We start from the raw sequence: 20,848 nt of genomic DNA, 5'->3' as shown, positions 1-20,848 counted from the left end.
CAGACGGTCCGCTCCTGGTCCCCGGGCTCAAGGATCCGGAAAGCCTAGCGGGGCGGGCAATAGGAAGGCACGGGACAAATCTGAAAGACCTGAAAGGCGCGTGATCTCTCTGCAGCAAGGGAACGAACGTAACGATTCCCTGTCAATCGTAATCGTTCAGTTACAATGCTGTCCTGCAGCATCCCTGGCGCCCCGCAACACCCATGGCCCCAGCCGATGCCGCCACTGCCCCCGATCCAATGCGACTGTTGTTCCTGCTGCTGACTGCCATGTGCCTGTCGCTGCTCTCCTTTGGAGCAGCGGCGGACGCGCGCGCGGCCATGCCGGGAGTGCAGCAGGCGGGCGTGGACCTGATCGACATGGCGGCGGCCCAGCCTGTCGACGATCTGGGCCGGCTCGTGGTGCCCGGCGATGACGGGCTGAACGACGACGATATCTGCGACGACCCGCCCCCCGGGTACTGCAATATCTGGTCGGCCGACCTGCTCGATCCGCTCGACCTGCTCGACGAGATCGAAGAATCCAGCGCGCTGATTGCATTGCCCCCGGTGAAGCTGCTGCTGCCCACCGGCGACGTGGCCCAGCTCCCGCCAGGCCGCGCCGATCCGCCGCCTTCGGCCTTTTTCCGGCCGCCCATATTCCTCGCCTGACCGCTTTCCTGCGCCCGCATCGTGCGCGCTGCCGCATGCAGCCGCCCCGCCGCGGGCCGCGCCCCTTTGCCTGATCTCGCCAGCCTGCCTGCCGCCTGACCGCGCGGGCATGCCGACGCCGTCGTGCGTCCTGCCGTGATTGCGTCCCCTTGACGTCGTCACCCGGGGCGGGCGGCAGCGTGGCGGGAGGCAGACGTACCGCTTGCTTTCCCGACTCATGACAACAACCAAGCTGACCCTGATCGCGTCGCTTTCGCTGATGACGCTTGCCGCGGCCCCGGCCCAGGCCGGCGCCCAAGGTGGAACCACCGCGAAGGCATCGGACCTGGCCGGTGCCGCGCCCGCGCCCCGCGCACCGCTGTCCAAGCCGGCTGCCGCGCCGCTGCCGGGCGCCGCCATCCTGGCGGCCGCCGCCGTACCGAAAACCGCTCCTGCCGCCGCCGCCCCGGCCGGCCCCGCCTACTCGCTGCCCCAGTTGCTCGACCTGGCCCAGTCCACCAACAAGGGCGTGGCTGCCGCCGAGGCCAACGTCGACGCCGCCAGCGCCGCCATCAGCAGCGCCCGCGCCTATCCGAATCCGCAGGTCGAGGTGATGTACGGCCGCCTGTCAGGCAAGCAGCCGGGCGTGACCAGTGGCAACGCGCCCAGCTATGCGGTGGTGCAGAAGTTCGATTACCCGCACCAGCGCAGCCTGCGCGAGGCCATGGCGACCCGCGGGCTGGAATCGTCGCAAGCGGTGCGGCAGGGCTTCCGGGCCGACCTCGCGGCGCGCGTGAAGACCGCCTACTACGACGTGCTGCGCCGCGAGAGCGAGCTGCACGCGGCCGAGGAAGACCTGGCGATGATGCGCCAGATCCATTCCCGCGCGCGCCTGCGCGTGGAGGTGGGCGAGGCCCCGCGCTACGAGCTGATCAAGGCCGAGACCGAACTGCTGGCGTCGCAGAAGAGCCAGCAGACCGCCGAGCTGCGCGTGAACCAGGCCAAGGCCGCGCTGCGCCAGCAGGTGGGCGGCGCCATGCCGGGGCAGTTTTCGCTGGCGGGCACGCTGGGCCAGTCGCCCGACGTGCCGCCGCTGCAGGCACTGCGCGACACCATGATCGCCGGCAACGCCGAACTGGTCCAGCGCCGCACCGAGCTGGAGCGCGCGCAGTTGGGCGTGGACTACCAGAAGTCGCTGCGCTGGCCGGAAGTGGCACTGCGTGCCAGCACCGACCGCCAGCCTGACAACAACGTCTCGCAGATCGGCGTGATCCTGACCATCCCGCTGTGGGACCGCCGCAGCGGTCCGGTGGGCGAAGCCACGGCGCAGGCCACGCAGGCGCGCAGCGCGCTGGAGATGCGCGAGTTCGAGCTGACGCAGGAACTGGAAGCGGCCTACCGCCAGTACGAGATCAACCAGGCGCAGGTAACGGCGCTGGAGTCCGGCATCGTGCGCGAGGCCGAGTCGGCGCTGGGCGTGGCCGAAGCCGCCTACCGCTTCGGCGAGCGCGGCATCCTGGACTACCTCGATGCCCAGCGCGTGCTGCGTGGCGCGCGCAATGAGCTGATCGCCGCGCAGTACGACCTGCAGCTGGCCGCGATCCAGATCGAAAAGCTTATGTCGACTGCCCCGGGCGCCACCGCCGCGCCGGGCCTGCAGCCGACGTCCAACATCGAACAGAAATAACCATGCGTCCCAATTTCCTGCTTTCGCTGACGGCCGCCGCCGTCCTGACGTTCAGCCTGGCGGCCTGTTCCGACAAACCTGAGCCGGTGGCCGAAGCGCCCAAGCTGCCGCCCGGCGTGATCCAGCCAGAGGGCAACCTGCAAAAGGGCCTGAAGGTGGCCCCCGTGGCCACCTCCCCGTTCAGCGAGATGCTGCGCGTGGCCGGCCGCATTGATTTCGACGAGCAGCGCGTGTCGCGCATCGGCGCCAGCGTGACCGGCCGCGTGACCGACCTGTATGCCACGCTGGGCCAGGAAGTGAAGGCCGGCCAGGTGCTGGCGCGCCTGCACAGCAGCGAGCTGGGCGCGGCGCAGATGGCGTTCCTGAAAAGCGAAGCCCAGACCGAGCTGCAAGGCCGAAATGCCGAGCGCGCGCGCCAGCTGTTTGCCGCCGACGTGATCGGCCGCGGCGAACTGCAGCGCCGCGAAAGCGAGCTGGCGATCGCCTCGGCCGAGATGCGCGCCTACCGCGACCAGCTGCGCGTGCTGGGCATGTCGGCAAGCTCAATCGCCCAGCTGGCCAGGAGCGGCAGCATCAACTCGCATTCGCCGGTGTATTCCAGCATCAGCGGCACCGTGGTCGAGCGCAACGTGGCGCAAGGCCAGGTGGTGCAGCCCGCCGACGCGCTCTACACCGTGGCGGACCTGTCGCGGGTCTGGGTGGTGGCCGAGGTGCCCGAGCAGCAGGCCGCGCAGGTGGCCGAGGGCCAGAGCGTGGAGATCGAGGTGCCGTCGCTGGCCAACGGCGCCGGGCGCCAGACCATTACCGGCAAGCTGATCTACGTGGGCCGCACGGTCAATCCGCAATCGCGCACGGTGCTGGTCCGCACCGAGCTGGAGAACCGCGAAGGGCGGCTCAAGCCCGCCATGCTGGCGAGCATGCTGATTGCGGGCAAGCCGGTCGACCAGCTGGTGGTGCCGGCGGCAGCGGTGGTGCGCGACGGCAATGACGAGATGGTCTATGTCGAGATGCCGGGCAACAAATACCGCCTGACCCGCGTCAAGCTGGGCGCCGAGAGCGACGGCATGCGCGTGGTCCAGAACGGCGTGAAGGCCGGCGACCGCATTGTGGTCGAGGGCGCCTTCCACCTGGACAACGAGCGCAAGCGCCTCGAACAAGGGTAACCGGCCATGATGAAATCCCTAGTCGAAGCCGCCATCAAGCAGCGGCTGGTGGTGTGCGTCCTTGCCGTGGTGCTGTTCTTCTTCGGCCTGCGCGCTGCCACCAAGCTGTCGGTGGATGCGTTCCCGGACGTGACCAACGTGCAGGTGCAGATCGCCACCGAAGCCGCGGGCCGCTCGCCCGAGGAAGTGGAGCGCTTTGTCACCGTGCCGGTGGAAATGGCCATGACCGGCCTGCCCGGGCTGGAAGAAATGCGCTCGCTGAACAAGGCCGGCCTGTCGCTGATCACGCTGGTGTTCACCGATGCCACCGACGTGTACTTCGCGCGCCAGCTGGTGATGGAGCGCCTGATCGAAGTGGGCGGGCGCATGCCCGAGGGCGTCACGCCCGTGCTGGGGCCGGTCTCGACCGGCCTGGGCGAGGTCTACCAGTACACGCTGGACCGCGCCGACGACGGCAACCGCGAACTGACCCAGGAAGAGCTGGCCGAGCGCCGCATCGCCCAGGACTGGGTGGTGCGCCCGCTGCTGCGCTCGATTCCCGGCGTGGCCGAGATCAACTCGCAGGGCGGTTATGTGCGCCAGTACCAGGCGCTGGTCAACCCGGAGCGCATGCGCCATTACGGCGTGTCGATCCAGCAGGTCTACGAGGCGCTGGCGCGCAACAACGCCAACTCCGGCGGTGGCGTGCTGCCGCACTATGCCGAGCAGTACCTGATCCGCGGCGTCGGCCTGGCCAAGGGCGTCGAGGACCTCGGCAGCATCGTGCTGAAAGAAGTCAACGGTACGCCGGTCTACCTGCGCGATGTGGCCAATGTCACCATCGGCCATGAGGTGCGCCAGGGCGCGCTGGTCAAGAACGGCCAGACCGAGGCGGTCGGCGGCATCGTCATGATGATGCGCGGCGGCAATGCCAAGGAAGTGGTCAGCCGCGTCAAGGCCCGCGTCGCCGAGATCAACGAGCGCGGCATGCTGCCGGGCAAGCTGCAGATCGTGCCGTACTACGACCGCAGCGAACTGGTCGACGCGGCGCTGTGGACCGTGACCAAGGTGCTGCTCGAAGGCGTGGTGCTGGTGGTGATCGTGCTGTTCCTGTTCCTGGGCGACGTGCGTTCGTCGATCATCGTGCTGGCCACGCTGGTGCTGACGCCATTGCTGACGTTCATGGTGATGAACCAGGCGGGGCTGTCGGCCAACCTGATGTCGCTCGGAGGGCTGGCGATCGCCATCGGCCTGATGGTCGACGGCTCGGTGGTGGTGGTGGAGAACGCGTTCGAGCGGCTCGGCCACAAGGAGCCAGGACTGACCAAGACCGAGATCCTGGTCAAGGCCGTACAGGAAGTGGCCACGCCGGTGATCGTCGGCGTGGGCATCATCATCCTGGTGTTCCTGCCGCTGATGACGCTGTCGGGCATGGAAGGCAAGATGTTCGCGCCGCTGGCGTTCACCATCTCGATTGCGCTGGCGATCTCGCTGTTCCTGTCGCTGACGCTGTCGCCGGTGCTGTCGTCATATCTGCTCAAGGGCGGTGCCGAGCATGACACGTTCCTGATCGCCTTCATGAAGCGTCATTACCTGCGCCTGCTGCACTGGGCGCTGGGAAACAGCCGCAAGACCGTGCTCAGCGCTGTTGCGGCGTTCATCGCCACGTTGCTGATCGTGCCGCTGCTGGGTACCTCGTTCATTCCGGAGATGAAGGAAGGCTCGATCGTGCCGGCGATCGACCGTGTGCCCAACATCTCGCTGGAAGAGTCGATCAAGCTGGAGAAGGAAGCCAACAAGCTGGTGCTGAGCGTGCCGGGCGTGAAGTCGGTGGTGTCGGGCGTGGGCCGCGGCGAAAGCCCGGCCGACCCGCAGGGCCAGAACGAATCGACCCCGATCGCCAGCCTGAAGGACCGCGACGAATGGCCCGACGGCTGGACCCAGGACGATATCGCCAATGCCATCCGCGAAAAGCTCAAGGCCATTCCGGGCGTGCAGATCGTGATGGCGCAGCCGATTTCGGACCGCGTCGACGAGATGGTCAGCGGCGTGCGTTCCGACGTGGCGGTGAAGGTGTTCGGCGATGACCTGGACAAGCTGCGCGAACTGGCGGGCGAGATCGCCCGCGTCGCCGGCGGCATCCAGGGCTCGCAGGACATCCGCATCGAGCGCGTGTCGGGCCAGCAGTACCTGTCCATCGAGATCGACCGCCAGGCGATCGCGCGCTATGGCCTCAACGTGTCGGACATCCATGACGTGATCGAGATCGCCATCGGCGGCAAGCGCGCCACGGACATCTTCGAAGGCGAGCGCCGCTTCGCGGCGGCCGTGCGCCTGCCGGAAGAGTTCCGCAACAACGTGCAGTCGATCCGCCAGCTGCTGGTGAACACGCCGGACGGGACGCAGGTGCCGCTGCAGAGCGTGGCCAGGATCGAAGTCAATGACGGCCCGGCGCAGATCAGCCGAGAAATGGCCAAGCGCCGCGTGGTGGTGATGATCAACGTGAAGGACCGCGACCTCGGCGGCTTCGTCGCCGAACTGCAGCAGGCCGCGGACGCCAAGGTGAAGCTGCCCGAGGGCTATTACCTCGAGTGGGGCGGCCAGTTCCAGAACATGGAACGCGCCATGGGCCACCTGAAGATCATCGTGCCGGTCACCATTGCCGCGATCTTCTTCCTGCTGTTCCTGCTGTTCAACTCGCTGCGCTTTGCCACGCTGATCATCACGGTGCTGCCGTTCGCATCGATCGGCGGCATCATCGGGCTGTTCGTCACCGGCGAATACCTGTCGGTGCCGGCGTCGGTGGGCTTTATCGCGCTGTGGGGCATGGCGGTGCTGAACGGGGTGGTGCTGGTGTCGTACATCCGCACGCTGCGCGATTCCGGCCTGTCGCTCGACGAGGCGGTGGTGCAGGGCGCGACGCAGCGTTTCCGTCCGGTGATGATGACGGCGACCATCGCCATGCTGGGCCTGGTGCCGTTCCTGTTCTCGACCGGTCCCGGCTCTGAAGTGCAGCGGCCGCTGGCGGTGGTGGTGATCGGCGGGCTGATCACCTCGACGCTGCTGACGCTGGTGATGGTGCCGACGCTGTACCGCTGGTTCGATGACCGCAAGCCGGATCCGACCAGGGATGTGCCGGTATAAGCGGTCTCGCTGATCTGAATCGACCGCTTGTTTGCTCCCCTCTCCCGCCTGCGGGAGAGGGGCCGGGGGAGAGGGCAGGCACTGGCATACCGACGCGCATCACTTCGTCGATACACCGGCCCTCTCCCCAACCCTCTCCCGCAAGCGGGAGAGGGAGTACGCAAGCGGTCGATCAAGGACCGGTGTGCCTGGCAATTGCTCCAAAGACAACGCCCCATGCAAGTCGCTGCTTGCATGGGGCGTTTTTCTTTTCCGTGGTGGATCTACGCCAGCCGCATCTCCAGCTGCCTTGTCCAAAGTTCCAGCACGAAATCCGGTTCCTCGTGCCGGATATGCCGGTACAGCCCCCGTTGCGCGCCGATGGCTTCGTGCACCGCCTGCGCGGTGATCTGCTGCTCGGCGAACGGATGCCGGAAATGGCAGGCGACGATCACGCCGTCGTCGGCCAGCGTGCGCGCGGCCATTGCCGCGACTTCGTGCCAGTCGGGTTTGGGAAAGTAGTAGCCCAGTTCGGAAAACACCATCAGGTCAAAGCTGCCTTCCGGCCATTGCTGTGGCAATTCGCCGGTCAGCACGCATGCCTGCGGGAACGGTGCCAGCCGTTGCCGCGCCTGCTCGGCAGCGCTCTCGGCCAGCTCCATCGCTACCAGCGCATCGCAGCGCGGCGCCAGCGCCACGCTCAGGTGGCCGCCGCCGCAGCCGGGTTCGAAGGCGCGGGCGAAGCGCTCGCGCGGCAACGTGGCCAGCAGCAGGGCGCGCTTGCGCGCTTCGTACCAGCGCGTGCCGATGCCCCAGGGATCTTCATTGCGGCCGTACAGGCCGGCGAAATAGTCGCGGTCGACCGGCATGGCGTCAGGCCTCAGTAACCGTAGTACGGTGCCTCGCGGTAGTAGCCGGAAGGCTGCGGGCCGCACGGCACGTAGGCGCGGTCGTAGTCGCGGTAGCAGTAGCCCGGCGGTACCGCCGGCGCCGCGTATGAGACCGGCGCGGGGGCATAGGTGACGGGCGGCGGGGCCACGGGTGCCGCCACCACCGGTCCCGAGGCCAGCATGGCGCCCAGCGCCAGGCCGGCGAGCGCGCCGACCGCCAGCACTGCGCCGGCGTTCGAGCCGCCATGGTGGTGGTACCGGCCGCGCGCGGAAGCGGAGCCGGCGGCTACCAGGGTCGCGGCCAGGACCGCCGCGGCGACGATGCGGGTGGAGGGGCGCATTGCTAACTCCTTGTCATGCACAGCTTGTGTTCCTGAATGATGGACGCAAACCGGCGATCAAGGTGTTTCGGGCCCCGGGCCGACTTGTTAGCTTTGTAACCGCGGCTTGTAAGAGTCCCCATTTTTAACCTGTTGTAAGACGCGGCAAAACGGCGCTGTCCGAAACCGCTTATCCGAGCGTTTCCGCCAGCGTGCCCAGCGCGCGCACACTGGCGGCAAGTTCGCCGGCCAGCGCCGCGACCAGTTCCGCCGCGGGCAACGCGCGCGCCAGCGGCGCGGCCTGGCCGGCCCAATGCGCGGCAAAGTCTGCGCTGCCACGCGCCTTGGCGGCGGCATGCAGGGCCTTGCCGGCGTCGTAGGCGATCGGGTAGTCGGGCGTGGCGGGCGCGCTGGCGGCGGCACCCAGCTCGGTAAAGCGGTTGGCCAGGCCGCGCGCATGGCGGCCGGAAATGGCCCGGGTCAGCACGGTCGGCTTGCGCGCCTGCAGCAGTGCCTCGCGGTAGGGGCCGTCGGCGACGGTTTCGGGGCAGGCGATAAAGGCGGTGCCAAGCTGCGCGGCCTGTGCGCCGAGCGCCAGCGCCGCGGCAATGCCGGCACCGTCCATGATGCCGCCCGCGGCGATCACCGGCAGGCGGGTCTGGGTCGACAGCACGCGTACCAGCGCGAAGGTGCCCAGTCCCTCGTCGACGGCGGAGGGGTCGAACACGCCGCGATGGCCGCCGGCCTCGATGCCCTGCGCGACGATCGCGTCGATGCCGGCCGCCTCGATGGCACGCGCTTCATCGAGCGAGGTGGCGCTGGCCAGCAGCACGATGCCGGCGTCGCGCAGCGCGCGGATCCGCCCCGCATCGGGCAGCCCGAAATGGAAGCTGACCACGGCCGGGCGTTCTTCCAGCAGCATCGCGTGCATGGCTTCGTCGGTGACGTAGCTGCGGTAGATCTCGCGCAGCGTTGCGGGCGGGGTGGCGCCGAATTCGGCAAAGCGCGGAGCGAGGTAGGCCAGCCATGCCTGCTCGCGCGCGGCATCGGCGACGGCCGGCGCATGGCAGAACACATTGACGTTGAACGGGCCACTGGTCAGCGCGCGGGTCTCGCGGATGGCCTTGCGCGCGGCCTCGGCATCCATGGCACCAACGCCGAGCGAACCGAGCCCGCCGGCATTGGTGACGGCCGCGGCCAGCGCGGTCGTGCTGACACCGGCCATGGGGGCCTGGATGATGGGTGTGCGGATGCCAAGCTTGCGCAACAGGGGCAGGCGGTCAGCGGCGGAGGTGGCGTGGGTCAATTTGGCGCTCCTTTTTGCGGGGTCGAGGGCGATGGTGCGGCGATGGGTGGAGAGGGGACGGCAGGGTCAGCCATCGCGCAGTTCGCGCACGAAGGCGTCGCAGGCGTGCGTGGCATAGCCGGCACGCTTGACGATATACGTGTGCACCGCGCGCACCGGCACGGTCTGCACGTCGACCGCGTCACGGTGCAGCGCCAGCAGCGAGCGCGGGAGGATGGCCATTGCCGTGCCGGCGCTGACGCACGCCAGCATGGCGTGGTACGACGGCATCTCGGTGATAGCCAGGCGCTGGCGCATGTCGTCGGTGCCCTGCGCCAGCCAGTCTTCCGCGCACTGGCGGTAGGTGCAGCCCTTGGGGAAGGCGGCCAGGCGGCGCAACGCGACGTCCTGCGGCCCGCGCGCCTTGGGGTGGCTGCCGGGCAGCACCAGCTGCAGGTGCTCGGTGAACAGGTAGGTACCTTCCAGGCCGGGAGCCAGTTCGTCCATGTCGGCCGCGCGCGCCGGCCCTTCGCCGGGATGCGCCACCACGGCGCAATCGAGCCGGTGGTCGAGCACGGCGTCGACCAGCGCGCGCGTGGTGCCGGTGCGGATCTCGATTTCCACGCCGGGCCAGGCCGCGTGGAAGCGCGCCAGCGGCATCGGCAGGCGATTGGCGGCGGCGCTTTCCATGGTGCCGATGCGCAGGCGACCCGACGGCGCGGCGCCCTGCACCGACTGCCGCGCTTCTTCGGCCAGCGCCAGCATCTGGTTGGCATAGGCGAGCAGCCGGTGACCCTCGGGTGTCAGCAGCATGCGCTTGCTGTCGCGCTGGAACAGCGCCACGCCAAGCGCCTCTTCCAGCTGCTTGACGCGCGTGGTGACGTTGGACTGCACCCGGTCCAGCAGGCGCGCGGCGCGGGTGATGCTTTGCTCCGTAGCTACGGCGCGGAAGATTTCAAGTTCGGCCAGTTCCATCGGCGGTCGGGCGCGGCAGGGGGAAAGGAGGTTGTCTCGATATTCTCGATTGGAGAATATAACAAAGCGAACAATCTTTCCATGAGAATATCGTGGGGCGCCGCGCCGGCTCCGCCGCGTCAGGCGGGTGCCATCTCCCGCGGCCAGCCCGCCGGTACCCGCACGCTGTCCAGCGCCATTTGCGCAAAGTCCGGACCCCAGTTCATGCGTTCCAGGCGCATCACTTCGACCTGAGTGATGCCGATCGCCGCAAACACATACTTGAGGTATGGCGACAGGAAATCCTGCTGGCTGCCCGGCCCTTCGCGGAACGGGCCGCCGCACGTGACCACCGCCAGCACCGGCCGGTTCGCCAGCATGCCGACCTTGCCGGCCGGCGTATTCTGGAAGGTGCGGTTGGGCCGCACCACCAGGTCGATCCAGGCCTTGAGCGCCGACGGCACGGTGAAGTTATGCATCGGCGTCGAGATCAGCACGGCGTCGGCCGATTCCAGTTCGGCGATCAGCGTTTCCGACAGCGCCAGCGCCGCATGCTCGGCCGGGCCGCGCTGCTCGGGCGGCATCAGGCTGGCTTCGACGTGGGCGCGATCCGGGTGCGGCAGCGGCTGCTCGGCCAGGTCGCGCGCGATCACGCGCAGCGGGCCAGCGCCGATCTGGCCGAGCAGGCGCGCGGCGGCCTGCCGGCTGCCAGAGGCCTCGCCGCGGCTGCTGACGCTGAGGTGAAGCAAGGTAGTCATCGGTGGTTGTCCTCCAGGGGGAAATGGAAATGGAGCGCGCTCGCCAGCAGGTCGTTGCGGTAGTAGAAGCGGTGGCCGAGCACGTTGGCGAGTGGCGTATCGAGGACCAGCGTGCGGCAGCCGGCCTGGCGCGCCTCGTGTTTCAGCCGGTCCATCACCTGTTGCCCGTAGCCGCTGCTGCGCGCGTTCGCGTCGGTGACGAGGTCGTCGACATAGGCGTGGATGCCGCGGACCAGGTTTTCCTGCAGGCGCCAGCCGGCCAGTGCCACCGGCTTGCCGTGGTCCCATAGCACCAGCAGGCGATAGCCCGTCGCGGCCTGGCGGCGCCAGCGCGCCACCAGTTCCTCGGCCGATGCCAGGTGCGGACGCAATTGCCGCATCAGCGCAAAACAGGCGGCCACTTCGGTGTCATGTTCGGCATGCCGGAGTCCGGTGTGCGGAATGGTGGCGGTGTTCATGCGGCGCTCCGTGCGGGTTCGGCGGGCGGCGGCGGGAACTGCAGGCCGGCCGCAATCCGGTTCCATGCCTGGATTGCTGCGATCGAAGCGGCCAGGAAAGGGATCTCGCTCTCGCTGAAATGCTCGCGCACCCGGGCCAGCGCCTGCTGACGGGCGTGTTCCGCGCCGGCCCCCGCGCTGGCGCCCAGCACGGTCAAGGCCTCGGCCCAGCCCAGCGCCGCCTGCTCGCGCGCGGAATGGACGCCGGCTTCGCGCCAGACCGCGACCAGATCCAGCTTGCGCGCGTCCACGCCATGCCGGCGCGCCAGGTTCAGGTGGAACTGCAGGCAGAAGGCGCAGCCGTTGAGCTGCGAGACGCGCACCTTGACCAGCTCGGTCAAGCGCTTGTCGAGCCCCGAGTCATCCACGGCGGTGCCGAGCGCGCGCAGGGCCGCGTACACCGCGGGCGCGGCGCGCGTGAACGATTCGAACGTCATGCTGGCATGCGGATCCGGCATTGCGGGTCTCCTTCGGCGGAACTGGGTTAATATCAGAGTACGAACATAATATAAGAGTTCTGACATTATGCGCAAGACAACCTCCCGCGAGGGCGCCCCGGGCGCGGACATCTCTGCCGTTCCGGCGCCGGGCGAAGGCAAGCGCGGCGAGAGCGGCCACCTTGGCTACCTGCTGCGGCAGGCGGGCGCGGCCAATCGGCTGCGCATGGAGCGGGCGCTGGCCGACCTGAACGTGACGCCGCCGCAGTTCGTGGTGCTGACCATGCTGGGCGCGTATCCGGGGTTGTCCGGCGCCGACCTGGCGCGGCTGGCGCTGCTGACGCCGCAGACCGTCAGCGTGATCGTCGGCAACCTGGAGAAGGCGGGCCATATCGAGCGCGCGCCGCATCCGGTGCACGGCCGCATCCAGACCATCGCGCTGACGAAGCAGGGCAAGGCCTTGCTGGGCCAGTGCCGCGAACGCGTCATGGTCAACGAGGCCCGCCTGGCGGCGGGCCTGTCGGCGCAGGAAGAGCAGCTAATTCGCCGGTGGCTGGTGGCAGTGGCGGTCGACGCCGACGCGGCGGGTGAGGCCGCGTTATAGCGGCGATGATCGGCAAGGCGGCACTGCCGCCCGGCGATCAGCCGGTCGCCAGCGCGCGCTCCGGTTCCGGCCCGAACGGCGGCATGTTCTCCAGCCGCAGCGATTGCGGCACCGACAGCGAGATGCCGGCGGCGCGCAGCCGCTTGAGGATCTCGAACAGCAGGTCGCTGCGCGTGTTCGCGGCGATGCGCGGGCTGCCGACATAGCCGGTCACCGACAGCGTGATGCCGTTGGGCGCCAGCTGGCTGAACATCACGGACGGGGCGGGCACGTCGAGGATGCTTTCGTTCTCGCGGTAGACGTCGAGCAGCAGGTCGCGCAGCTGCTCGGGGTCGGTGTTCAGCGGGAAGGTAAGCTGCAGCGAGGCCACCCCCTGGGTGCTGTTGCTCATGGTGACATTGCGCAGGTTCTGCGAGATCAGCTGCGAATTGGGCACGATCACCGTGGAGCGGTCGCCCAGCTGGATCTCGGTGGCGCGCACATTGATGCGGCGGATGTCGCCCTCGACGCCGGCGATGCTGACCATGTCGCCCACCTTGACCGGGCGCTCGGTCAGCAGGATCAGGCCCGAGACGAAGTTCTTCACGATCTCCTGCAGGCCGAAGCCGATGCCGACCGACAGCGCGCTGACGATCCACGCCAGGTTGTCCCAGCGCACGCCCAGCAGCGACAGCGTCAGCAGCACCAGCAGCACATAGCCGACATTGCTGAACAGCGTGATCAGCGACGCGCGCAGGCCCGGCTCCATGCACAGCTTGGGCAGCAGCTCGGCATCGAGCCAGCGCCGCACGGTGCGCAGCAGCCAGATCCCCACGCCCAGCGCGACCAGCGCATTGAGGATGCGCTCGGGCATGATGTTCAGGCTGCGCAGCTTTTCGCCACCCAGCACGGTGACGAGGCTGTTGACCAGGTCGGCGGGGGTGGTGCCGAAGCCGCCGGTCAGCAGCGCCACCACGGCCAGCAGCAGCAACAGGCTGGCGCCGATGCCGGACAGGATGGTGGCGGCCTGTTCCAGGCGCGCATCGTCGACGCCAAACAGCTGCTTGATCACCTGGCCGCTGGCGTGCTGGGTCGAGAACAGGCTTTCGAACAGGTCGCGCGTCACCTGGGTCAGCAGGTACAGGCTGCACAGCACGATGTCGAACCAGACCAGCTCATAGGTCAGGAAGCGCGCGAAGCTGATATAGCCCGCCAGCAGCGCCACCATCGACACGATCACGATCAGCGTGACGCCAGCGTGGATCATGCCGGCCAGCGTGGCGCGCGCCTCGGGCTGCTCGCCCGCCGCCGCCAGCTCGTTGCGCACGCGGTTGGCGCGCAGCAGCGCCGCGCCGATGGTCAGCACCACCACCAGCGAGACCAGTCCGCGCCCCAGCAGCGTGACCTGCACGCTGGTATCGGCAATGCGGTTGAGCTGTTCCAGCGCGCCGGCCAGCAAGAGCAGCCCGGCCAGCACCGCGGGGAATGGCTTCATCGCCCGCGCCACCGGATCGGCCAGCGCGGGCAGCCGCCAGGACGGGTGGCGCGTGCACAGCAGCGCGCGCCCGAGGCCCGCGATCAGGGCGCTGGTCAGGGTCAGCTTGACCAGTCCGCCGTACAGCGTCAGCAGGTCCGGCGGCAGTTCATAGTTGCGGGTGAAGGCGTTGTAGACGATCTGCACCGCCAGCCCCGTGGTGGCCACCGTCGCGAGCGTGGTGGCCAGCGCCAGCGCACTGCGCCGCAGCCGGGTCGGCGGCAGCTTGTTCAGGCAGAACCAGGCCAGCGCGCGTTCGGCCAGGCGCTTGCCCAGCAGCCACACGCCCAGCGCGAGCAGCAGCAGGGCGATGGTGGCGGCGCGCTGCGACGGCTGCCACGCCAGCTGCACCATCGGCTCCACCTGGTCCAGGAACGCGGCCATGCGCGCGCGGTCCTCGGCGGCGGGGTTCACCATCGGCTTCCAGAACTGCGGGTTCAGGATGCTGTCCGAGCGCAGCGCCAGCTGGTCTTTCAGCTGGCTGCGCTGCAGCCGTGCAATCTGGCCGCTCAGGTTGGCGATGTTCTCCTTGCTCTCGGCCGCCTGCTTGAGCTGCGCATCGAGCTGCTGGCGCCGCGCATTCAGTTCGGCGCGCTGCCGGACCACCGCCGGGGCTTCCTTGGCGATGCCGTCCGATGGCGGGGGGCCCAGCACGTCGAGCTGCGCCTGCAGCTGGTTGCGCTGCGGCGCCAGCGCGGCGGACAGCTTGTCGACATCGGCATCGAGCTTGTGCAGGTCATGATCCAGCTCGTCCAGCTTGGTGGTGCCGTCGGGATCGGAGGCCTGCTGCTTGATGCGGTCCTGCTCGGTCTGCAGGCGCTTGAGTTCGGCGGTGGCTTCGGCGTGGGTCAGGGCGGGCGGCTGTTGCGCCTCGGTGGCGGAAGCGGCCTCGGATGCCGGCGCCGCGTTCGCGGCGGGCAGGGTGGCTGGCATCAGGTGGCATAGCGCAGCGAGCGCAAGGCCCAGTGCGAGCCGTGAAACGTTGCTCATGGCGGAATCTCGTCGGACGGTGACGGCTTGCGGCCGTCCGGCATCGACATGCGGGATCGCCTGTCGCGCCCGCACCCGGCAAGGGTGCGGCGCGGCGATCGGATGCGGGAACGGCCGGGACACCGGCAATGAACAGGGCGAGGGGACCGCTGCTCGCTGGCGATCCTCTCGGTGCATGGTCGGGCCAGTGACGATGCGGCCACGAGGGGCATCGAAAGCGGCTGGCCGCGGGCGGCCGGCCGGTGCAACGGGCCTTGCCGCGATTCGCGAAATTATAGGAAAGCGCATCCGCCACCCCGCCGCATGCTGCGGCGGATGGGGCACACCGTGACAAATTGATACGCATCCGTGCACGGACCGTCCTGTCGCCACGGATCGCCGCCGGCACGACCGCCGTCATCGCAGTAACATCGCGGACTTCGGGCCGTGCGCGGCCCTTACCTTAGTCTCGACATACTCAGGAGCACGCATGGCGGTTGCGTCAGGCACCGAAAAGACCCGGCTCGACGGCGAAGCCGGGCCGATTGAACTGCTGGTCGACCGGCCCGTGGGCGATCCGCGCGGCATTGCCGTGGTGGGCCACCCGCATCCGTTGCTGGGCGGCTCGGCCACGCACAAGGTGCCGCACCAGCTGGCCAAGGCGCTGGTGGCGCGCGGCTACCTGGCGGTGCGGCCGAATTTTCGCGGCGTGGACGGTTCCGGTGGCGCCCATGACCAGGGACGGGGCGAGACGCTGGACATGCTGGCGGTCGTCGCGCATCTGCGCGACACGCATCCCGGCCTGCCGCTGGCGCTGGCCGGCTTCTCCTTCGGCGCCTTCGTCATGGCCCATGTGGCCGCGGCGCTGGCGGCGCAGTCCGTGCCGATCCGCCACCTGGTGCTGGCCGGCACCCCTTATGGCCAGGTGAAAGCCCATCGCAGCTATGACACGCCCGCCGTGCCGTCCGATTGCCTGGTGGTCCATGGCGAGCGCGACGAGCGCGCGGAACTGGCAGCGCTGTTCGACTGGGCCCGGCCGCAGGCGCTGCCGGTGGTGGTGGTGCCGGGCGCGGATCACTTCTTCACCGGCAAGCTGCCGCTGCTGGGGCGCATCGTGGGGGGCTACCTCGACCGGCCCGCGCCCGGGGCAACCGTGTAAAAACTTCGATGCTCCCCGCGCTTGCGCGGCACCGCGGCGGCCAGGCCGGCGTGGTGCCGCACGGTGCCAGCCGCCTGCCGCCAGCCGCGGCGCGAGGCATGGATGATGCTACCGATAGCAGACACGGCGCCAGATACGGCGCAACCCGCGCGTTCAGATCGGAGGCAATCCATGAAAGACTATCCACCGTCGGAAATCAGGGAAACGTGGCGCAACCGGGGCTATGGCGAGCCGGACGATACCCGCCAGGCACACCACTGGCGCAGCGGCAATCCGGGCGGCTCGGGCTTTGGCTACGGGCAGGCGCGCTACGGCACGGAAGATGGCGAGGGCCCGCAAGACCAGTACCGTCCCGGCATCCCGGCGCGGACCGCCTCGCGCCGGTTGCCCAAGAACTACCAGCGCACCGATGCGCGCATTCGCGACGATCTGTGCGAACGGCTGGCGCATGCCGACGACGACGTCTCGGACGTGACCGTCGATGTCGGCTCCGGCATCGTCACGCTGACCGGCACCGTGGCCGACCGCGGCATCAAATTCCGCATTGAAGAACTGGCCGAAGACGTGCTCGGCGTGAACGAAGTCCGCAACAACCTGCAGGTGGCGCGCGCCGGGACCGGTGCGGATGAGGGACAGCGGCGCACGGGTGGCGGCGGCGGAGGCGTGCCCGGGCAGCGCCGCCTGGGCCAGCCGGCGGGCTGGCGACAGCCGGTGGGCGAGGTCGGCTCGGATGTGCTGTATATCGTGCAGTCGCGCGACGGACGCTTCCTGGCCGCGGAATCCGGCGAGGCCGTGCTGGTGCCGGAGATCGCGCAGGCCGGCTTGTTCGACGACCCCGATGAAGCCCGCGCCGCGGCGCATGAGCATTGCAGCCGCGGCTACCGCATCCTGGCCACGCGGCGCTGACGGCGCGCCGCGCTAGGCGTTGGGCACGGCAGGCGCGCTGGCCGGATCCGGGTGGATCTGCATCACGGCGGCGCGCTTCTCCAGCAGGTGCTGGCGCAGGATGGACGCCAGGCGCTTGCCGTCGCGGGCTTCCAGCGCGCGGATCATCTCTTCGTGGTCGTGCACCGCGCGGTCCCACTTGTCGGTCTGGTGGTTCGAGCGGAAGCGCATCGCCTTGAGCCGCCGGTTCAGCGTCAGGTAGGTTTGCAGCAGCGTCTGGTTGCGCGCCGCCGCGGCGATGCGGTCGTGGATTTCCTGGTTGCGGCTGTAGTAGCCGGGCAGGTCATTGCGGGCATGGCAGGCCAGCATGGCGTAATGCAGCGCCTTGATCTCGGCCAGTTCGGGCGCCGTGATGCGCTCGCACGCCAGCTCGCCGGCAAAGGCCTCCAGGCCGCTCATCAGCTCGAATGCCTCCCACGCCTCGGCTTCGCTCATGCGCGAGACGCTGGCGCCGCGGTTGGGCGAGATCTCGATCAGCCCCTCGGCGGCAAGCACCTTGAGCGCCTCGCGCAGCGGCGTACGGGAGATTCCCAGCGTTTCGCACAGTTCGCGCTCGTTCAGCTTCATGCCGGGCGCCAGCACCCCTTCGACGATGAAGTTGCGCAGGTGGTCGACCACGGTGTCGTGCAGCCGCTGGCGCACCACCTTGGGCAGGAGCGGGGCGGCGGCCGCGCCGGTGCCGTCCGTAGGTTGCATGCAATGTCCCTGTCATTAGCGTGGTGTCATTCTAAGACATTGCCGGCTTGCCGCAACGCTGGCCGCAACGCTGGCCGCGACGCTTGCGGTCAGCGCGCCGGGCCGCGCAGCGGCACGCCGCTTTCGCGCGGGGCGGCGGTTCCCGCGCGCCGCCCGATCAGCGCCACCGACAGCGCCGACACCACCCCCGCGAACGCCACGTAGGCGCAGATCTGCCAGGGCTGCCCGCCGCCCGACTTGAGCAGCGCCGTGGCGATGATGGGCGTGATGCCGGAAGCGAAGATGCCCGAGAACTGGTAGACGAACGAGATCCCGGTGTAGCGCACCCGGGCATCGAACAGTTCGCAGAACAGCGCTGCCTCCGGCCCGTAGACCGCAGCGTAGAGAATCCCGAACGGCACCACGATCGACAGCCACAGCAGCATGGTGTTGCCGCCGCTGTTCAGCATCAGCCAGAACGCGGGGAAGGCCGACAGCGCGGTGATCAGCGCGCCCCAGAAATACACCCGCGTGCGGCCGATGCGGTCGGACAGGTGGCCGAAGAACGGGATGAAGAAGCACATCGCGATTGCCGCCGCCATCACCCCGACCAGCGCCTGCGTGCGGCTGATATTGACGGTCTGGGTCAGGTAGGTGATCGAGAACACGCCGAAGATGTTGAAGAAGACGCCGTCGATATAGCGCGCACCCATGCCCTTGACGATATTGCCGGGGTAGCGCCGCATCATGTCGACAAAGGGAATCTGCGTTTCGGCATTGCGCTGCTTGATCACGGCGAATTCCGGCGTTTCCTTGACGTTGAGCCGGATATACATGCCGACGAACACCATCGCCGCCGAGATCAGGAACGCGACGCGCCAGCCCCAGGCCAGGAACTGGGCGTCCGTCAGGGTGAGCGACAGCAGCGCCACCACGCCCGAGGCCAGGCACAGCCCGATCGCCAGCCCGATCTGCGGCAGCGACGCGTAGAAGCCCTTCCTGTCCGCAGGTGCGTACTCATACGCCATCAGCACCGCGCCGCCCCATTCGCCGCCCAGGCCGATGCCCTGCAGCACGCGCAGCAGCAGCAACAGCACCGGCGCGAGGATGCCGATGCTGTCATAGGTCGGCACCAGCCCGATCAGGAAGGTGGAAACGCCCATGATCATCAGCGTCATCACCAGCATGCTCTTGCGGCCCACCTTGTCGCCGAAGTGTCCGAAGATCACGCCGCCGAGCGGGCGCGTGACAAAGCCCACCGCGAAGGTGGTGTAGGCCAGCATGGTGGCCACCAGCGGGTCGTCGCCGGGGAAGTACAGCTTGTTGAAGACCAGGCCGGCGACCACGCCGTACAGGAAGAAGTCATACCACTCGATGGTGGCGCCGATCACGGACGCCAGCGCGACCTTGCGGATCGCCTGTTCGTTGGGGCTAGTCATGCTTGTCTCCTCTGGTGGTGGGCGGCGTCCTCTGGAAGGATGGTTATGGACGCCGATGCGATGCGGGGCCTGGCCTGGTCGTTATCGATGCCTGGCCCCGCCGGTCTGCCGCGTCAGCGCTTCAGGCCGCGGCGGCCATCGGCGCCGCGACGTCGGCGTGGTGGGTCTCGCGCCGCGCGTCTTCGCGGATCAGGTCTGCAGCGCGCTCGGCCATCATCACGACCGGCACGTTGGTGTTACCCGAGACCAGCGTGGGCATCACCGAGCAGTCCACCACGCGCAGCCCGCCGATGCCGTGCACGCGCAGGCGTGCGTCGACCACCGCCAGCGGATCGGCGGCCGGGCCCATTTTCGCGGTGCCCGACGGATGGAAGATGGTGGCGCCGTACTCGCGGCAGAAATGCAGGATCTCGTCGTCGCTGCGCACGTCGTCGCCTGGCCGGAACTCGCGCCGCATCAGGGCGCGCATCGGTTCGGTCTGCGCCACGCGCCGCGCGTAGCGCACTGCGGCGATGGTGCAGCGCCGGTCCAGTTCGGCCGACAGGTAGTTGGGCTGCATCGATGGCGGCTCGAACGGGTCGGTCGAACGGATGTGCACGGTGCCGCGCGACGCCGGGCGCAGCTGGCACACGGAATACGTGCAGCCCGAGAACGGATGCACCATGCCGCCGGCCATGTCCGCCGACAGTGTCGAGAAATGGAACTGCGTGTCCGGCGTGGCGCTTTCGTGCGGCAAGGCGCGGCAGAACATCGCGCCCTGGTTGATACCGATCGCCAGCGGCCCCTTGCGCAGCAGCAGCCATTCCAGGCCCATGCGCGCCTTGCCGGTCAGTGTGCGCAGCTGGTCGTTGGTGGTGATGGGTTTGGCCACCTCATAGATGAGCCTGATCTGCAGGTGGTCCTGGAGGTTCTCGCCGACGCCCGGCAGCGCATGCACCACGGGTACGCCCAGCTCCTGCAGCAGCGGCGCGGGGCCGATGCCGGACAGCTGCAACAGCTGCGGCGACTGCAGCGCGCCGGCGCACAGGATCACCTCGCGCCGCGCGCGCAGGATATAGGGCTGGCCATGCTGGGTGTAGCGCACGCCCACGGCGCGCTTGCCTTCGAAAAGGATGCCGGTGGTGTGCGCATCGGTCTCGACGCGCAGGTTGGCGCGCCGGCGCGCCGGGCGCAGGTAGGCCACCGCGGTGGAGCATCGCCAGCCATTGCGCGTGGTGAGCTGGTAATACCCCACGCCTTCCTGGTCGCCGCTGTTGAAGTCGGTCTGGCGCGGCAGGCCCAGCGCCTGCCCGGCGGCGACGAAGGCATCGACCAGCGGATGGCGCCGGTCGATCGAGGTGGCATTGAGCGGGCCCCCGGTGCCGCGCGTCGGCCCGGCGCCGAGGTCGTTGTGCTCGAGCTTGCGGAAGTAGGGCAGGCAGTCGTCCCAGCCCCAGCCCGGATTGCCCAGCGCCGCCCAGTGGTCATAGTCCTCGCGCTGGCCGCGTACGTAGATCAGGCCGTTGATGGCGCTGCTGCCGCCCAGCGTGCGCCCGCGTGGCCAGTAAATGCGGCGGTTCAGCATGTTGGGGTCGGGATCGGTATAGAAGCCCCAGTTCACCTGCTTGTGGAACATGGTCTTGCCATAGCCGATCGGGATATGGATCCACGGGTAGCGGTCGGGCGGCCCCGCCTCGAGCAGGCAGACCGAATGGCGGCCATCTTCACTGAGGCGGTTGGCCAGCACGCACCCGGCCGAACCCGCGCCCACCACGATGTAGTCAACGGTTTGCGACATCGTCGCTGTCTCCTGTTTCTGGCCGGCGGGCGCGCTGCCCTCCGG

General features: G+C 68.8%; 18 protein-coding genes. 7 read left to right on the top strand and 11 right to left on the bottom strand.

Annotated elements, in window-relative coordinates; genetic code table 11:
- Positions 1–203 precede the first annotated feature (203 nt).
- The 4 genes from RALTA_RS23135 (at position 204) to RALTA_RS23120 (ending at position 6,602) form a co-directional block, all read left to right on the top strand.
- Positions 204–650, top strand: a complete 447-nt coding sequence (locus tag RALTA_RS23135; protein WP_012356369.1) for a hypothetical protein — start codon at positions 204–206, stop codon at positions 648–650.
- Positions 651–867: 217 nt separating this feature from the next.
- Positions 868–2,316 (top strand): TolC family protein, encoded by a 1,449-nt coding sequence (locus RALTA_RS23130; RefSeq protein WP_041232587.1) that lies wholly within the window; start codon positions 868–870, stop codon positions 2,314–2,316.
- 2 nt (positions 2,317–2,318) lie between these two features.
- Positions 2,319–3,479: an efflux RND transporter periplasmic adaptor subunit gene (locus RALTA_RS23125; protein WP_012356367.1), complete on the top strand. Its 1,161-nt coding sequence runs from the start codon at positions 2,319–2,321 to the stop codon at positions 3,477–3,479.
- A gap of 6 nt (positions 3,480–3,485) precedes the next feature.
- Positions 3,486–6,602 carry an efflux RND transporter permease subunit gene (locus RALTA_RS23120; protein ID WP_012356366.1) on the top strand — a complete coding sequence of 1,039 codons (3,117 nt, stop codon included), beginning with the start codon at positions 3,486–3,488 and terminating at the stop codon, positions 6,600–6,602.
- A gap of 263 nt (positions 6,603–6,865) precedes the next feature.
- Here RALTA_RS23120 and RALTA_RS23115 read toward each other — a convergent pair whose 3' ends face one another.
- The 7 genes from RALTA_RS23115 to RALTA_RS23085 all read right to left on the bottom strand — a co-directional run bounded on the left by RALTA_RS23115 (position 6,866) and on the right by RALTA_RS23085 (position 11,743).
- The gene (locus tag RALTA_RS23115; RefSeq protein ID WP_012356365.1) at positions 6,866–7,450 is read right to left on the bottom strand and encodes a methyltransferase domain-containing protein; all 585 of its coding nucleotides are present in this window, start codon (positions 7,448–7,450) and stop codon (positions 6,866–6,868) included.
- 11 nt (positions 7,451–7,461) lie between these two features.
- Positions 7,462–7,812, bottom strand: coding sequence for a hypothetical protein (locus RALTA_RS23110; RefSeq protein ID WP_012356364.1), 351 nt, complete (start codon positions 7,810–7,812; stop codon positions 7,462–7,464).
- A gap of 169 nt (positions 7,813–7,981) precedes the next feature.
- A complete protein-coding gene (locus RALTA_RS23105; RefSeq protein WP_012356363.1) occupies positions 7,982–9,097 on the bottom strand; it encodes an NAD(P)H-dependent flavin oxidoreductase in 1,116 nt (371 codons plus the stop codon).
- Positions 9,098–9,163: 66 nt separating this feature from the next.
- Positions 9,164–10,051, bottom strand: a complete 888-nt coding sequence (locus RALTA_RS23100; protein ID WP_012356362.1) for a LysR family transcriptional regulator — start codon at positions 10,049–10,051, stop codon at positions 9,164–9,166.
- Between the two features lie 119 nt (positions 10,052–10,170).
- Positions 10,171–10,788 carry an FMN-dependent NADH-azoreductase gene (locus RALTA_RS23095; protein ID WP_012356361.1) on the bottom strand — a complete coding sequence of 206 codons (618 nt, stop codon included), beginning with the start codon at positions 10,786–10,788 and terminating at the stop codon, positions 10,171–10,173.
- Positions 10,785–11,246 (bottom strand): GNAT family N-acetyltransferase, encoded by a 462-nt coding sequence (locus RALTA_RS23090; RefSeq protein WP_012356360.1) that lies wholly within the window; start codon positions 11,244–11,246, stop codon positions 10,785–10,787. Before RALTA_RS23090 ends, RALTA_RS23095 begins: the two co-directional genes overlap by 4 nt.
- A complete protein-coding gene (locus tag RALTA_RS23085) occupies positions 11,243–11,743 on the bottom strand; it encodes a carboxymuconolactone decarboxylase family protein (RefSeq protein ID WP_012356359.1) in 501 nt (166 codons plus the stop codon). Before RALTA_RS23085 ends, RALTA_RS23090 begins: the two co-directional genes overlap by 4 nt.
- A 67-nt stretch (positions 11,744–11,810) precedes the next feature.
- On the opposite strand from RALTA_RS23085, the gene RALTA_RS23080 reads away from it, so the two are divergent.
- Positions 11,811–12,326: a MarR family winged helix-turn-helix transcriptional regulator gene (locus tag RALTA_RS23080; RefSeq protein ID WP_012356358.1), complete on the top strand. Its 516-nt coding sequence runs from the start codon at positions 11,811–11,813 to the stop codon at positions 12,324–12,326.
- A gap of 37 nt (positions 12,327–12,363) precedes the next feature.
- Here the strand turns inward: RALTA_RS23080 and RALTA_RS23075 are convergent, their stop codons facing one another.
- Positions 12,364–14,829: a DUF3772 domain-containing protein gene (locus RALTA_RS23075; RefSeq protein ID WP_012356357.1), complete on the bottom strand. Its 2,466-nt coding sequence runs from the start codon at positions 14,827–14,829 to the stop codon at positions 12,364–12,366.
- Positions 14,830–15,298: 469 nt separating this feature from the next.
- On the opposite strand from RALTA_RS23075, the gene RALTA_RS23070 reads away from it, so the two are divergent.
- Both RALTA_RS23070 and RALTA_RS23065 read left to right on the top strand, forming a co-directional pair.
- On the top strand, positions 15,299–15,967 hold the full coding sequence (locus tag RALTA_RS23070; protein WP_012356356.1) for an alpha/beta hydrolase: 669 nt from the start codon (positions 15,299–15,301) through the stop codon (positions 15,965–15,967).
- Between the two features lie 171 nt (positions 15,968–16,138).
- On the top strand, positions 16,139–16,873 hold the full coding sequence (locus RALTA_RS23065) for a BON domain-containing protein (RefSeq protein ID WP_012356355.1): 735 nt from the start codon (positions 16,139–16,141) through the stop codon (positions 16,871–16,873).
- 12 nt (positions 16,874–16,885) lie between these two features.
- Here RALTA_RS23065 and RALTA_RS23060 read toward each other — a convergent pair whose 3' ends face one another.
- The 3 genes from RALTA_RS23060 to RALTA_RS23050 form a co-directional block, all read right to left on the bottom strand.
- Positions 16,886–17,608 carry a GntR family transcriptional regulator gene (locus RALTA_RS23060; RefSeq protein WP_012356354.1) on the bottom strand — a complete coding sequence of 241 codons (723 nt, stop codon included), beginning with the start codon at positions 17,606–17,608 and terminating at the stop codon, positions 16,886–16,888.
- A gap of 89 nt (positions 17,609–17,697) precedes the next feature.
- Complete coding sequence (locus tag RALTA_RS23055) at positions 17,698–19,026, bottom strand: MFS transporter (protein ID WP_012356353.1); 1,329 nt, start codon at positions 19,024–19,026, stop codon at positions 17,698–17,700.
- A gap of 121 nt (positions 19,027–19,147) precedes the next feature.
- Positions 19,148–20,803, bottom strand: a complete 1,656-nt coding sequence (locus RALTA_RS23050) for a GMC family oxidoreductase (protein ID WP_012356352.1) — start codon at positions 20,801–20,803, stop codon at positions 19,148–19,150.
- Between the last annotated feature and the right edge of the window lie 45 nt (positions 20,804–20,848).

Source organism: Cupriavidus taiwanensis LMG 19424 (genome assembly GCF_000069785.1).
In the GTDB taxonomy this organism is placed as follows: Bacteria; Pseudomonadota; Gammaproteobacteria; order Burkholderiales; family Burkholderiaceae; genus Cupriavidus; species Cupriavidus taiwanensis.
This window is presented reverse-complemented; position numbering and strand designations above follow the sequence as displayed.

What these genes read in the sequence shown, in the direction of transcription:
- RALTA_RS23110 (WP_012356364.1), bottom strand. Translation starts at nt 7,812, where the DNA reads ATGCGCCCCTCCACCCGCATCGTCGCCGCGGCGGTCCTGGCCGCGACC.
- RALTA_RS23085 (WP_012356359.1), bottom strand. Translation starts at nt 11,743, where the DNA reads ATGCCGGATCCGCATGCCAGCATGACGTTCGAATCGTTCACGCGCGCC.
- RALTA_RS23065 (WP_012356355.1), top strand. Translation starts at nt 16,139, where the DNA reads ATGAAAGACTATCCACCGTCGGAAATCAGGGAAACGTGGCGCAACCGG.
- RALTA_RS23130 (WP_041232587.1), top strand. Translation starts at nt 868, where the DNA reads ATGACAACAACCAAGCTGACCCTGATCGCGTCGCTTTCGCTGATGACG.
- RALTA_RS23090 (WP_012356360.1), bottom strand. Translation starts at nt 11,246, where the DNA reads ATGAACACCGCCACCATTCCGCACACCGGACTCCGGCATGCCGAACAT.
- RALTA_RS23060 (WP_012356354.1), bottom strand. Translation starts at nt 17,608, where the DNA reads ATGCAACCTACGGACGGCACCGGCGCGGCCGCCGCCCCGCTCCTGCCC.
- RALTA_RS23095 (WP_012356361.1), bottom strand. Translation starts at nt 10,788, where the DNA reads ATGACTACCTTGCTTCACCTCAGCGTCAGCAGCCGCGGCGAGGCCTCT.
- RALTA_RS23125 (WP_012356367.1), top strand. Translation starts at nt 2,319, where the DNA reads ATGCGTCCCAATTTCCTGCTTTCGCTGACGGCCGCCGCCGTCCTGACG.
- RALTA_RS23115 (WP_012356365.1), bottom strand. Translation starts at nt 7,450, where the DNA reads ATGCCGGTCGACCGCGACTATTTCGCCGGCCTGTACGGCCGCAATGAA.
- RALTA_RS23100 (WP_012356362.1), bottom strand. Translation starts at nt 10,051, where the DNA reads ATGGAACTGGCCGAACTTGAAATCTTCCGCGCCGTAGCTACGGAGCAA.
- RALTA_RS23050 (WP_012356352.1), bottom strand. Translation starts at nt 20,803, where the DNA reads ATGTCGCAAACCGTTGACTACATCGTGGTGGGCGCGGGTTCGGCCGGG.
- RALTA_RS23120 (WP_012356366.1), top strand. Translation starts at nt 3,486, where the DNA reads ATGATGAAATCCCTAGTCGAAGCCGCCATCAAGCAGCGGCTGGTGGTG.
- RALTA_RS23055 (WP_012356353.1), bottom strand. Translation starts at nt 19,026, where the DNA reads ATGACTAGCCCCAACGAACAGGCGATCCGCAAGGTCGCGCTGGCGTCC.
- RALTA_RS23075 (WP_012356357.1), bottom strand. Translation starts at nt 14,829, where the DNA reads ATGAGCAACGTTTCACGGCTCGCACTGGGCCTTGCGCTCGCTGCGCTA.
- RALTA_RS23080 (WP_012356358.1), top strand. Translation starts at nt 11,811, where the DNA reads ATGCGCAAGACAACCTCCCGCGAGGGCGCCCCGGGCGCGGACATCTCT.
- RALTA_RS23070 (WP_012356356.1), top strand. Translation starts at nt 15,299, where the DNA reads ATGGCGGTTGCGTCAGGCACCGAAAAGACCCGGCTCGACGGCGAAGCC.
- RALTA_RS23135 (WP_012356369.1), top strand. Translation starts at nt 204, where the DNA reads ATGGCCCCAGCCGATGCCGCCACTGCCCCCGATCCAATGCGACTGTTG.